The organism is Kitasatospora sp. NPDC048545 (assembly GCF_040651155.1).
GTDB lineage: Bacteria > Actinomycetota > Actinomycetes > Streptomycetales > Streptomycetaceae > Kitasatospora.
The window spans coordinates 1-12,765 of sequence record NZ_JBEZIQ010000057.1 but is presented as its reverse complement, the minus strand read 5'-3'; the positions used below and the strand labels follow the sequence as shown (position 1 = coordinate 12,765).

Genomic DNA, 12,765 nt, shown 5'->3' with positions numbered 1-12,765 from the left:
GCCGGGCCGGGTTCGGTCCGGCCCCCGGCCCGGGCGCGGCACTGACGCGATCCTGACGGCGGGGCCGGGAACCGGTGCGAGTTCTACAGCGTTGTCGTAGTCGAACAGCGGAACTCGTACGGTCGTGGAGGAAGTCCCATGAGTGTGGCCCTGACGAAGGGCGGCAACGTCTCCCTGGGCAAGCAGGCCCCCGGGCTGAGGGTGGTTCGGGTCGGCCTCGGCTGGACGGCCGCGGGCGGGTACGACCTGGACGCCAGTGCGCTGCTGTGCGGGGCGGACGGAAAGGTCGGCTCGGACCAGAACTTCGTGTTCTTCAACAACCTGCGGAGCCCGGACGGCTCGGTCCGCCACCAGGGGGGCTCCGGCGGGGCCGACCGCGAGCAGATCGAGGTCCGGCTGGCAGAGGTCCCCGCCGCCGTGGAGAAGATCGTCTTCGCGGTGGCGATCTACGACGCGGCGCAGCGGCGCCAGAGCTTCGGGCAGGTCCGCGGCGCGTACGTCCGGATCACCGACCCGGAAAGCGGCGCCGAGGTGGCCCGCTACGACGTGGCGCCGGAGGCGGGCAGCGAGACGGCGATGGTGTTCGGCGAGCTCTACCGGCACGGCGCGGACTGGAAGTTCCGGGCCGTCGGTCAGGGGTACGCCGCGGGGCTCGCGGGCATCGCCGCCGACTTCGGCGTGGACGTCCTGCAGCCCGCTCCGGCGGCCCCGCCCGCCCCTGCCCCGGTGAAGCCGGCCGTGCCGCCGGCCCCGCTGCCGCCGGCGGTTCCCGTCGCAGCGCCCCCCGTTCCGCAGACCCCGCCAGTACCAGGGAGTTCCCCCGTGACGTGTTTCTTCGACCCCTCGCACGGTGCCGGCACGACGGCGGTGCTGTGGTCGCCGCAGTGGGGCGTGCCGCGCCAGATCGAGACCTGCGTCGCCTGCGCCCAGCGGGTGCAGACCACCGTCCCGCCGTTCTACACCCCGCAGCAGGGGTACCCGCAGCCCGTCCAGCAGCAGGGGTACCCGCAGGCGCCCGTCCAGCAGGGCCGGCAGGACCAGGGCGGCGGACGCCGCTTCGGCACCGGCGCGCTGATCGGCGCGGGCGCGGCGGGCCTGGTCGGCGGCGCCCTGCTGAGCGAGGCGTTCGACGACGGCCCGGAGGTCGTCGTCAACAACTACTACGAGGACGACGGCCTCTTCTGAGCCGCCGGGCGAGCCGTCAGGGCGGCACCCCGGCGGCCCCCGTTGTCGGAGCGGTGCGTTTGAATGGCGTCGGCACACCGTTCCGACCGGGGGAGACACACCGATGACCACGCCTGACGCCGGGCTGCTCGCCGCGGCCCGTACCCCCACCGCGGCCTGGCTGGAGTCCTGCTTCGGTCCGGGCGCGCTGTGGCGGCCCGAGACGCTGCCCGAGCGCCTGAAGGACTGCGGGACCCGTGAGTTCCTCGCCGGGGTGGGACTGCCGGCCGTCGGGGTCGACCTCGTCGACTACGACGCGACCGGCCTGCCCGAGCGCGGGATGTGGGAGGCGGACCTCGACGAGCTGTTCGGCAACCGCACGCCGGACGACGACACCCCGCCGAGCAACTGGGGGTACTGCGTCGGGACGTTCGGCGAACTGCACATGATGGTCGACGCGGAATCCGGCACCGTGCAGATCTACGACCCGAACGGCTGGGACCACGCGAGCGGCCACCGCGGCGAGGCGGCCGGCTCCCTGCCGGGGCTGATCGGCGCGCTGGCACTGCTGGCCCGCTTCGACGGCCGGATCCGCAACGGCGAGGCGAAGACCGCGCTGGACGAATTCGTCGTGCTGCTGGAGGAGCTGGGTCAGGGGCCGGAGGATTCCGAGCTCTGGAGCGACGTGGTGGAGAACCTCCGGGAGGAGTACGAGGACCTCGACGAGGACTGATCTCGTGACCACATCCACCGTATGAACCGCATGCACCGCGTCCACGGTACGCACTGCATGCACCGCATTCGACGGCCGCACGACGCGCTTGCGTCATGCGGCCGTTCGCGCGCTCAACCGTCGGCGCGCCGGTATGCCCCGGCGCGGGCGGCGGCCTCGGCGGCGGCCGCGGCACGGTCGGCGGCGGCCTCGTCCAGCGGTCCGGCGGCAGGAGGCCTTCGCCCGCCTCAACCCGCCCCTCGCGGGCTGAGGGGCGGAGCGCCGGCGCCGCTCACGGCGGCCGGTTCACCGCGGTCGGTTCACGGCAGCCGGTTCACGGCAGCCGGTCCACGGTGGTCCGCTCACGGCGCGCGGCGGCCCAGGCCCGGGAGATGTCCGGGCCGGGGCCGTGGCGTTGCTGCCGAGCTGAGCCGGTGGCGCACAGCAGGTCCGGGGGAGGGGCGAGTTCAGCCGCGGTAGGTGCGGTCGAGGTGGCCGGGGTGGTGCGCCGGGCCGGGGTGGGCGCCGACGGGTGGCCGGTGCGGTCGGCGCTGCTGACGTGACGGAAACCCCGGCGCGATTCGGAGCCGGTCGTACCGCTCCCGGCCGGCCCGGAGCCGGTCCGGCTACCGGCGGTGCCAGGCGGCGAGGAGCTCGGCCTCCCGTTCGGGTGTCAGGGTCTCCGGCAGCGGTTCGAACGCCGGTACGTCGCGGGCCGTGTCGGCCACCGGGCGGAGCCGGAGGCCGCTCGCCAGGGCGGCGGCCGGGTCGGCGGTGTTGGTGGCGCGGAGCTCGGGGCTGCCGGGCCACAGCGGGAGCGCGCGCTCCGGGACGCCGGCGGTGCGCAGGAAGTCCTCGGCGACCCAGGTCACCGTGGTGCCGGCCGGGGCGACGGCCGAGGCGACGGCGTCGAGGAGGTCGCCGAAGGTGAAGGGCGGGGGAGTGGCGGCGTGGAGGGCGCCGGAGGCGTTCCGTTCCAGCAGCGTCAGCATCCACGCGGCGAGGTCGCGGGCGTCGACGACCTGGAGCGGCGCGTCGGGCCGGCCCGGGGCCAGGACCTCGCCGCCCCGGGCGAGCCGCCGCACCCAGTAGTCGAAGCGGTGGGTGTAGTCGTGGGGGCCGATCACGTACGTCGGGCGGACCAGCAACGTCTCCGGGCCGAAGGCCTCCCGGGCCGCGCGCTCGCACTGCACCTTGAGGACGCCGTACGTCTCGCCGGTGACGGCGTCGGGCTCCGGGATGTCGGCGGGGCGCAGCGGGGAGTCCTCGGTGAAGGCCGGGGCGGCCGGGGTGTCGTACACCGCCATCGACGAGACCAGGAGGTAGTGCCCGGCGGCGCCGGGGTCGAGCGCCGCGGCCAGGTCGCGGACCTGGCGGGGATAGTAGGCGCTGACGTCGACGGTGGCGTCCCAGCGGCGGCCGCGCAGCACGGACAGGTCGGCGTCGCGGTCGGCGATCAGGTGGGTGGCGTCGGGGAGCAGGTGGGTGCCGGACCTGCCGCGGTGCAGCACCGTGACGTGGTGTCCGGCGGCGAGGGCCGCCTCGGCGAAGTGGAGGCCGACGAACCTGGTTCCGCCCATGATCAGTATGCGCATCGGGCCATCGTGCCAGAGCGGGTTTCGGCCGCGCCGGGTGGGAGCGGGGGGACGGAAGTCGCCACCGGGGCAGGTGATTTGGAGCGCGGTGTGTGCGGACGGGGCGGGACCCGTGTTCGATTGTCGACAGGTTCATGCGGTGTCCGGCTGCGGCGGCTCGCGGCGGGTCGCGCTCCTCCGCAGGTCAGGGGGGTGGAGCCGGGCGGAGAGTGCAGTGGTGCGACGGCCGTCGAAACGTCTGACGCGACGTCAAAGTTCCTTGTTTTCCTGCGAACTTCCGTGAGGCCGCTTTAAGCTCCCGTTAACAATGGCGGGTTTCCGCCACACACGAACTCCCTCGCGAGATCGGGTGGCAGACCCCACTGGACAGTGCCCCAACGTGACGATGAGAGCAGGGATGACGACGACAAGTGAACGAACAGCCGGCGCCGCGCGAGGCGCGGACCGGCGGCGACCGGACGGGCTCGGCCGCCGGACCGCGGCCGGCGCGGTGGCACTCGCCGCGATCGGCGCCTGCTCGTTGGCCGCGGCCCCGTCGGCGTTTCCGCAGACGGGCGACGGCACGGTGACGGTCCGGGTGATCCGGGCCGTGGACACCAGCGGCGTGTGGACGCCGGTGCTGGAACCGGGCATGGCAGGCGTGAAGGTGACGCTCACGGACGGCGCCGGTGCCGGCATCGAGGGCACCACGGCGGCCGACGGCACCGTGACCCTGGCCCCGGCCGCGGCCAAGGTGACCGGCGGCAAGTACCGAGTACAGGTGGTGAACCCGAAGCCGGGCGTGCTGTTCCCGGCCTTCGCCTCGCGTGAGGGGCTCACCGGCGCGCCGAACAAGCTCAGCAGCAACGAGGAGTTCGTCGACCTCACCGGCGGCAAGAAGGTCGAACTCACCACGGGCCTGTGGAGCCCGGGTGACTACTGCCAGAAGAACGCGCCGCTGGTGTCGACCTGTCAGCCGGCCCCCAGGGAGGGCGCGTCGGCGCACACCCTGGTCACCTTCCCGTACAGCGCCCGCGGCGTGGCCGGCACCGACGCGACCGTGACCGACCTGGCCACGGCCGAGCAGACCGGCAACATCTACGGCGTCGCGTGGAACCGGGCCGACAAGCGGCTCTTCACCACCGCCTCGGCCAAACGCACCACGGCGTACGGCCCCGGCGGCCCGGGCGCGATCTACGTGACCGACCCGGCGAAGAAGACCACCACCCTCTTCGCGACCGTCCCGGACGCCGGCAGCACGCCGCACGGCCCGGGTGACGACGACGCCTTCCTGCCCGCCGTGGGCAAGGAGAGCCTCGGCGCCGTCAAGATCAGCGACGACGGCAAGGACCTGTTCGTCGTCAACCTCCACGACCGCAAGGTCTACCGCTACGACGCCACCGGGCCGACGGCGGCGGAACCGAAGGCCGCGTACGCCGTCCCCGACCCGGGCTGCCCGGCGGCCGGGGACTGGCGGCCGTACGGCCTCGGGCTGCAGGACGGCACCGGCTACCTCGGCGGTGTCTGCTCCGGCGAGTCGACCGGCAAGGCCTCGGACCTGCGGGCCGTGGTGCTGCCCTTCGACCTCGCCACCGGCACGTTCAAGAAGGCCGTCCTGGAGCAGCCGCTCGACTACCCGCGCGGCAACACGGTCGGCACGGCTTGCCCCGGCGCGGGCTGGTTCCCGTGGCAGGACACCTACCCGGCCACGCAGAACGGTCGGTCCTGCGGCACCGACTACATGGCCAACCCCGAGCCGGCGGTGGCCGAGATCGCGTTCGAGACCGACGGCTCCATGCTGATCGCCTTCCGGGACCGCTTCGGCGACCAGTCGGCGGCCGGACCGACGGCCGGCACGATGGCCAAGGTCCTGCCCGGCGGTGACCTCAACAAGGCCTGCCTGGTGAACGGCACCTACGTGCTGGACACCAACAACGGCTGCGGGGCCACCACCCGGGGCACCCGGTTCTTCGACAACAACCGCATCGGCCACAACAACGCGCTGAACGCCGGAATGGCGTTCTCCAAGGTCGAGGACTCCATCGCGACCTCGGGCTACGACACCAACGGCATGGCGTTCGGCTACGGCCCGGGCTTCGACAAGCGCGACGGCAAGGCCGACGGCGGCCTGCGGCTCAACCCCGTCGGGCCGCTCCCGCCCTTCGGCAAGGGCGCCGCGATGGGCGACCTCGAAGTGCTCTGCGACCAGGCGCCGCTCCAGATCGGCAACCGGGTCTGGTACGACCCCGAGCGCAGCGGCCTCCAACTGCCGGGCCAGCGCCCGGTCCCGGGAGCCACCGTCCACCTGTACGACGAGTCGGGGAAGCTCGTCGGCACGACGAAGACCACGGCCCGCGGCGAGTACTACTTCGACGACAGCAACGTCGAGGGCGGCCTCAAGCCGAAGACCAAGTACACCATCAAGCTGGACAACCCGGCCGACTACGCCAAGGACGGCCCGCTGTTCCAGTGGGTCGCCACCGAACACGACGTCGGCGACAACCACTTCATCGACTCCAAGGGCATCGTCCCCACCAGCGGCAAGTACCCGGAACGGGCACTCACCACCGGCGGCCCCGGAGAGAACGACCACACCTACGACTTCGGCTTCCGCCAACAGGAGGGCGCGCTGCGCCTGGTCAAGCACGACCAGGACGGCAAACCCCTGTCGGGTGCCAAGTTCCAGCTGTGGCACGAGACGAACGGCACCGACGGGCTGCAGCCGACCGGCGACAAGCCCGACACCAAGGTGGGCGAACCGTGCACCACCGGGGCCGACGGGCTCTGCCAGGGCAACGGCGTGCCGGGCACCTACTACTGGCAGGAGCTGAGCCCGCCCGAAGGCTACTCGGCCCCGGAGACCACGGTGTTCGGACCGCTCGTGCTCACCTCGGGCAACCTCGACGACGGGGTCTCGGTGACGGCGGTCAACCGGCTGATCCCGACGCCGACCCCGACGCCCACGCCCACGCCCACACCGACCGAGACCCCGACGCCGCCGCCGACGACGTCGACCCCGGTCCCGGCGCCGCCGGCCCCGCCGGCACCCGCGCCCGGGCACCTGCCCAACACCGGTGCGGGCGCGGCGATCCCGTTCTATGTGGCGGGCGCGGCGGTACTGCTCGTCCTCGGTGCGGCGCTGGTGCTGCTGGCCCGTAGGCGCAGGGCCGTCCGGCAGGACTAGCACACCCGGCGCCGGACACCCGGCGCCGGCACGCCCCCGTGCCGGTGCGGGATCGGGCGGGTTCGAGGACCACGGTCCCCGGACCCGCCCGACTGCCGTCACCGTCCACCGACGACCCACCCACGAGAGAAGGCACCCGCATGGCCCGGAAGACGAAGACCGAGACCCGGCGGCGGTGGCGGAGCCCCTGGCTCCGGGCGCTGGTCGCGACCGCGGTCTGCGCCACCGCGGCGGGCGGCCTGGTCGTCTACCGGACGGTCTCCGACGAGGCCACCGAACGGCCGGTCACCACGGACGAGGCCGCCCGGCTGGCCCTGTCACGGCTGAACCTCTACCAGGCCAGCCCCGTGGGGGTGACGCTCACCGCCGACGAGGGCGGGGGCGTCGGCATCCGGGTCGAGGGCGTCGTGGACTACCGGACCCACCGGGGCGTCGGCCGCTACCGGACCACCGGGGCGAGCGGCCCCCTCGACCACGGGCTGGTCGTCTGGGACACCGGTGGCCTCGGCCTGGCCCCCGAACCGGCCGGCGTCGACGGTCCGGCCTGGCAGCAGGCCGAGCACGTGCCACGTCAGGGCTGGTCGCCGCGCTCCTACACCGCCGACCCCCTGGACTCCGGGCTGCGCCTGGTGGTCCAGCTCGGCGCGGACCGCCCCGACAACCCGCTGCTGCTCGCCCAGTCCGGGGCGCGCTGGCTGGGCCGCGACCGCATCGACGGCCGCAGCTACGACCGCGTCGCCGGGCCGCGCGCCCAGGGCTCCGCGCCCGACGGCGAACGCTCGCCGCTGACGTACTGGGTCGACGGAGACGGCGCACTGCGGCGGGTGACGATGCGGATGCCCGGCCTGGGCACGCCGACCACGGCGGACTTCACCGGCCGCGACGGCAGCGGCGCTGTACTCCCCGAGGCCCCCTGGGTGGCGGGCTGACGGCACCCGCCCGGCGTGCGGCAGTCGACCCGGCCGGAGACCGAGGGGGCGTTGCTGCCGGACCAGACCCTCCTGATCGTCGAGGTCGGCTCCCCGTCGAACGCGGATACGGACCGGTCGTCAAGCGCCGCCGCTACGGCCAGTACGGTGCGCCGCTGTACCTGCTCATCGACCGGCAGGACCGCAGCTGCCTCTTGTACAGCGAACCGACCCGGCTCGGTTGCGCGCGGCAGAGCGGCCCGCACCCCTTCGGGACGTCCGTCCGCCTCCCGGAGCCCTTCGACCTCGACCTCGACCTCGACACCGCCGGGCTGTAGGCCCTGGACCCGCGCGCCGTCCGTCGAGCGGGCGTGGGCCGGGAGGCCGTTGGTGAGGTCCTCGACCAGCAGGCGCCAGGCGACGGCGTCCGCTGCGGTGCGCAGTTGCGGGCTGCGCGGCCGGCCGGCGTCGGCGTCCAGGCGGGCGTTGAGCCACTCGGACCAGGCGCGGCCGAGGGCCCGGACCTCTCGGGTGCCGGCTTCGGTGTGGACGAGGCGGTCATCAGGGCCCAGGCCCCGGCCAGGTCCACCCGGGTGTCGGCGTCGGCGACGATGTTCCGGACGGTGCGGATGTCCACGCCGCGCACGATCGAGCAGACCGTGAACACGGGGTTGCGGAACAGCCGCATCGGCAGCATCGGTTCGGCCGCGCGGGTCTCCGCCCAGCAGGACAGTCCGAGCGCCAGCGCTCCGCCGATGAACAGGCCGATGATCACACCGGAGCTCCAGGGGTACTGGTTGCCGCCCCAGCTGGTCGCCAGGATCAGTGCGCCGACACCGACCGCGACCAGGGCGATTCCCAGGTAGTCGATCACCGGCCGGGTCGCCGAGCGCACCGAGGGGATGGTCCGGGCGGCGGCGATCACCACCACGACCGCGATCGGCACGTTGACGTAGAACGCCCAGCGCCAGGACAGATGGTCGGTGAACAGCCCGCCCAGCAGCGGACCGATGACGGTGGCGACGCCGAACACCGCGCCGATCGCGCCCTGGTACTTGCCGCGTTCGCGCAGCGGGATGACATCCGCGATGAGCGCCATGGCGGTGACCATCAGGCCGCCCGCGCCGACGCCCTGGACGGCCCGCCAGGCGATCAGCAGGGTCATGCCGGTGGCCAGGCCGCACAGGAAGGAGCCGCCGACGAAGACGATCGCCGAGATCTGGAACAGCAGCTTGCGTCCGTACAGGTCGCCGAACTTGCCGGCCAGCACGGTGGCGACCGTCTCGGCCAGCAGGTAGGCGGTCACCACCCAGGACATGTGGGCGGCCCCGCCGAGGTCCGCGACGGTGGTGGGCAGCGCGGTGCCGCCGATGGTCTGGTCGAGGGCGGCCAGCAGCATGCCGAGCACGATGGCGCCGAAGACGACGTTCCGCTGCCGGAGGTCCAGTACCGGCGGGGCGGACGGTGGGGTTCCGGTGGCGACGGTCATGCCGTCAGCCTCCGAGGTGCGGGCGCCGACCGCGATCCGGTTCGACCGTTCGGGTGCGACGGCGGGTGCGACGGCAGGTGGCCCGGGTGGCGGTACGGGGGGCGCCGGGCCACGATGGGCCGAATCGGGCCCGCCGCCCACCGGCCGGGCCGAAGGCCGCCCCGGACCCAGGGAGGAGGCACCCCATGACCCCCGACCCCCCGCGCGGCACCGCGCACCCGGACCGGCCCGCCTCCGCCGCAGCCGGGCGGGCCGATCCTCGGCGCTGGCGGGCACTCGCGGTCTGCCTGGTCGCGGGGTTCATGACCCTGCTGGACGTCAGCATCGTCAACGTCGCCCTGCCGACCGTACGGGCCGGGCTGCACATGTCGGAGAGCGGACTGCAGTGGGTGCTCAGCGGCTACGCGCTGGCCTTCGGCCTGGTGCTCGTCCCGTCCGGGCGGCTCGGTGACGCACGCAGCCGGCGGGCCGTCTTCCTCACCGGGCTCGCCCTGTTCACCGCGGCCAGCGCGCTGGCCGGCGCGGCGCAGAACCAGGAGTGGCTGGTGCTGGCCCGGCTGTTCCAGGGGGCGGCGGGCGGCGTGCTCGTCCCGCAGGTGTCCGGCTTCATCCAGACCCTCTTCCGGGGGGCCGAGCGCGGCCGGGCCTTCGGCGCGCTCGGCGCCACCATCGGGCTGTCCACCGCCGTCGGACCGCTGCTCGGCGGGCTGCTCATCCACCTCTTCGGCCCGCAGGACGGCTGGCGCTGGGTGTTCCTGGTCAACCTGCCGATCGGCATCGCCGCCCTGCCGCTCGCCCACCGGCTGCTCCCGCCGCCCGCCCCCGCCGCGGAACGGGCCGGGCACCGCGACTTCGACCCGGTCGGCGTGCTGCTGCTCGGCGCGGGCACGGTCGCGCTGCTGCTGCCGTTCGTCCAGGCGCAGCAGTGGCACGGCCCGGCGCGCTGGCTGCTGCTGCCGGTGTCGGCGGTGCTGCTCGCGGCCTTCGTCGGCTGGGAGGTGCACTACGGGCGGCGGCACGAACCGCTGGTGAGCATGGCACTGTTCGCGGTGCGCCCGTACGCGGCGGGGGTGTTGTTGTCGCTGGTGTACTTCGCGGGGTTCACCGCGATCTTCTTCATCTTCACGCTGTACCTGCAGGTCGGACTGCACTACTCGGCGCTGACGGCGGGGCTGGCGATCACCCCGTTCGCGGTCGGCTCGGGTGTGGCCGCCGCGGTGGGCGGGCGGCTGGTGAGCCGGCTCGGCCGACGGCTGGTGGTGGCCGGGTTGCTGCTGGTGCTGGCCGGCCTGCTGGCCTCGGCGCTCGCCGTGGAGCTGTGGTCGGGCCCCCGGGTGGGCTGGACGACGGCGCTGCCGCTGCTGGTCGCCGGGGCCGGCAGCGGGCTGGTGATCGCGCCGAACCAGACGCTGACCCTCCAGCAGGTGCCGGTGGCCAGGGCGGGCAGCGCGGGCGGCGTGCTGCAGACCGCGCAGCGGGTCGGTTCGGCGGTGGGCATCGCGGTCGTCGGCTCGGTGTTCTTCGGCCACGCCCAGGGCCGCCACCCGGACTGGGCGACGGCCTTCCAACTGGGCGTGTCGGTCGCGGCCGGCCTGGTGCTGGCGGCGCTGCTGGTGGCGGTGGTGGAGACGGTGTCCGGCCGGTTGCCGGACGGGCCCGGCCTGAGGGGGAACCGATCGTGACGGACGCCCGGGCGGACTTCCTGGCGGCGGCCGGCGCGGCCGAGCGGCTGCTGGGCCACCCCGAGGTGGCCGGGGCGTGGCGCCGGCCGAGCGCTCTGGCGCAGTGGAGCGTCGGGGGGCTCGCCGGGCACCTGGCCTATCAGGTGCTGTGCGTACCGGAGGCCCTGGCCGCCGCGGCGCCGGCCGAGGAGACGGTCGGTCTGCTGGACCACTACGCCCGGGTGGCGTGGATCGGCGCCGCGCCCGAGGCGGAGATCAACGTGCGGATCCGGGAGGGCAGCGAGGCGTTCGCGGCGGCCGGGCCGGCGGCGTTGCACCGGCGGGTCGCCGGCGCGGTCGCGGACCTGACGACCGCCCTGGCGACGGCGGCGGGCGACCGGCCGGCCCGGCTGCCGTTCTGGGGGCCGTGGTCGCTGACCCTCGACGACCTGCTGGCGACCCGCACGATGGAACTGGCCGTCCACGCCGACGACCTGGCGGTCAGCGTCGGGGTGCCGACCCCGGGACTCCCGCCGCAGACCGCCGACTCGGTGGCCGGGCTGCTGGTCCGGCTCGCCGTGCGGCGCCACGGCTGGGTCGGCGTGCTGCGGGCCCTCAGCCGGGCCGAGCGGGCGCCGGGGAGTATCGCGGCGTTCTGAGCCCCGGTCACCGGCGTTCCCGAAGGGCGCGCTGTTCCCGCTGTTCCCGCTGTTCCCGCTGTTCCCGCTGTTCCCGCTGTTCCCGCTGTTCGTGCTGTTCGAGCTGTTGCCGACGTTTGCCGGCCGCGCCGCGCCGGACAGGGGCTCGGGTCAGTGGTCCCGGCGGTGGATGACGAACGCCGCGACCGCCACCGAGGCGAGTGACCAGGCCGCGAAGGTGATCCAGGAGCCCGCGACGGTCGCCGGGTACTCGCTGGGGCGCAGGCCGGCCAGGGAGATGCGGGCCAGGCGCTGCCAGGCGGGCAGTGGCAGGGCGTGCAGCAGGTCGGCCGTCCAGCGGTAGCGCTCGGTGACGAGGGAGGGGACGAAGAACAGCACCACGACGGTGCCCACCACGGCCCCCGCGCTGTGCCGGATCAGCGTGCCGAGGCCGAGACCGACCAGCGCGCAGACCGGGCCGAACAGGACGGCCGCCGAGACGTACCGGAGGGCGGCGGGGTCGGTGAGCGACTGCCCGATGCCCAGATCGGCGAGGATCGCCTGACTGGCGCCGAAGGAGACGCCGATGCTGACCACACCGAAGCCGAACATCACGGCGGCCAGCACGCACGCCTTGGCCGCCAGCACCGCCCGGCGGTCCGGCACGGCCGCCAGCGTCGTGCGGATCAGGCCGGTCGCGTACTCGCCGGCGATGACGATCGCGCCGAGGCCGCCGCCGACGAGCATCAGGACGTCGGCGCAGACGAGGTTGAAGGCGTCGTAGAGGGCCACCTGCGCCATGACCGCGGGATCGCCGTCGCCCGGTGTGTAGTGGGCGTGGGTGTACTGGGCGGACTTGAGGCCGGCGCCGATGATCGTGAGGACGCTGAGGCCGAGTACCCAGGGGATCGAGCGCAGCGACCAGAACTTGATCCACTCGGCGGCGAGCAGGTCGCCGAAGCCGCTGGTCTCCGGGGGACTGCTCCGCGGGCTGCTGCTCTGCGGATTGCTGCTCGCTGGGGCGCTGTTCTGCGGGGGGCTGATCTTCGGTGCGCTGGTCATCGGGGCTCTCCGGTGAGGTACTCGACGCTGTCGGCGGTCAGTTCCATGAACGCCTCCTCCAGGGAGGCGCTGTGGTCGGTCAGGGCGTGCAGCAACAGCCTGTGCTCCAGGGCGAGTTCGCCGATCCGGGCGGAGTCCAGTCCGGTCACCGTGAGGGCGCGTGCGGTCACCGCGGGGGCGCCCTCCGGTTCGGGCCGGACGGTGGCACCCGCAGCCGTCAACACGGCGGCCAGTCGGTCGGGTTCGGCTGCCCGGACGGTCACGGCGGCGCGGCCCGCGCGGGCCGAGAACTCGGCGAGGCTCTCGTCGGCGATCAGCCGGCCGCGGCCGATGACCACCAAGCGGTCGGCGGTGTGTTCCATCTCGGCCATCA

At 74.1% G+C, this 12,765-nt stretch carries 8 protein-coding genes and 2 pseudogenes; 6 read left to right on the top strand and 4 right to left on the bottom strand.

Annotation, left to right across the window (positions count from 1 at the left end; all coding sequences use genetic code 11):
- The first annotated feature begins 138 nt into the window (after window positions 1–138).
- Both AB0D10_RS36810 and AB0D10_RS36805 read left to right on the top strand, forming a co-directional pair.
- Window positions 139–1,185, top strand: a complete 1,047-nt coding sequence (locus tag AB0D10_RS36810; protein WP_360264297.1) for a TerD family protein — start codon at window positions 139–141, stop codon at window positions 1,183–1,185.
- Window positions 1,186–1,288: 103 nt separating this feature from the next.
- The gene (locus tag AB0D10_RS36805) at window positions 1,289–1,897 is read left to right on the top strand and encodes a hypothetical protein (protein ID WP_360264294.1); all 609 of its coding nucleotides are present in this window, start codon (window positions 1,289–1,291) and stop codon (window positions 1,895–1,897) included.
- 605 nt (window positions 1,898–2,502) lie between these two features.
- Here the strand turns inward: AB0D10_RS36805 and AB0D10_RS36800 are convergent.
- On the bottom strand, window positions 2,503–3,471 hold the full coding sequence (locus tag AB0D10_RS36800; RefSeq protein ID WP_360264291.1) for an NAD-dependent epimerase/dehydratase family protein: 969 nt from the start codon (window positions 3,469–3,471) through the stop codon (window positions 2,503–2,505).
- Window positions 3,472–3,868: 397 nt separating this feature from the next.
- On the opposite strand from AB0D10_RS36800, the gene AB0D10_RS36795 reads away from it, so the two are divergent.
- Together AB0D10_RS36795 and AB0D10_RS36790 are read left to right on the top strand one after the other, a co-directional pair.
- Window positions 3,869–6,634 (top strand): SdrD B-like domain-containing protein, encoded by a 2,766-nt coding sequence (locus tag AB0D10_RS36795; RefSeq protein ID WP_360264288.1) that lies wholly within the window; start codon window positions 3,869–3,871, stop codon window positions 6,632–6,634.
- Window positions 6,635–6,774: 140 nt separating this feature from the next.
- Window positions 6,775–7,563 carry a hypothetical protein gene (locus tag AB0D10_RS36790; protein ID WP_360264285.1) on the top strand — a complete coding sequence of 263 codons (789 nt, stop codon included), beginning with the start codon at window positions 6,775–6,777 and terminating at the stop codon, window positions 7,561–7,563.
- Window positions 7,564–8,185: 622 nt separating this feature from the next.
- Here AB0D10_RS36790 and AB0D10_RS36785 read toward each other — a convergent pair.
- Window positions 8,186–9,031 (bottom strand): annotated as a pseudogene (locus tag AB0D10_RS36785) (MFS transporter); the annotation flags it as partial.
- Between the two features lie 185 nt (window positions 9,032–9,216).
- On the opposite strand from AB0D10_RS36785, the gene AB0D10_RS36780 reads away from it, so the two are divergent.
- Both AB0D10_RS36780 and AB0D10_RS36775 read left to right on the top strand, forming a co-directional pair.
- Window positions 9,217–10,713 (top strand): MFS transporter, encoded by a 1,497-nt coding sequence (locus AB0D10_RS36780; protein WP_360264282.1) that lies wholly within the window; start codon window positions 9,217–9,219, stop codon window positions 10,711–10,713.
- Window positions 10,710–11,351, top strand: coding sequence for a maleylpyruvate isomerase N-terminal domain-containing protein (locus AB0D10_RS36775; RefSeq protein WP_360264279.1), 642 nt, complete (start codon window positions 10,710–10,712; stop codon window positions 11,349–11,351). The genes AB0D10_RS36780 and AB0D10_RS36775 overlap by 4 nt, the downstream gene beginning before the upstream one ends.
- Before the next feature lie 150 nt (window positions 11,352–11,501).
- On the opposite strand, the gene AB0D10_RS36770 is transcribed toward AB0D10_RS36775, so the two are convergent.
- Window positions 11,502–12,392 (bottom strand): ABC transporter permease, encoded by an 891-nt coding sequence (locus AB0D10_RS36770; protein WP_360264276.1) that lies wholly within the window; start codon window positions 12,390–12,392, stop codon window positions 11,502–11,504.
- Window positions 12,389–12,765, bottom strand: a pseudogene (locus AB0D10_RS36765) (ABC transporter ATP-binding protein); the annotation flags it as partial. The gene AB0D10_RS36770 and the pseudogene AB0D10_RS36765, both read right to left, overlap by 4 nt.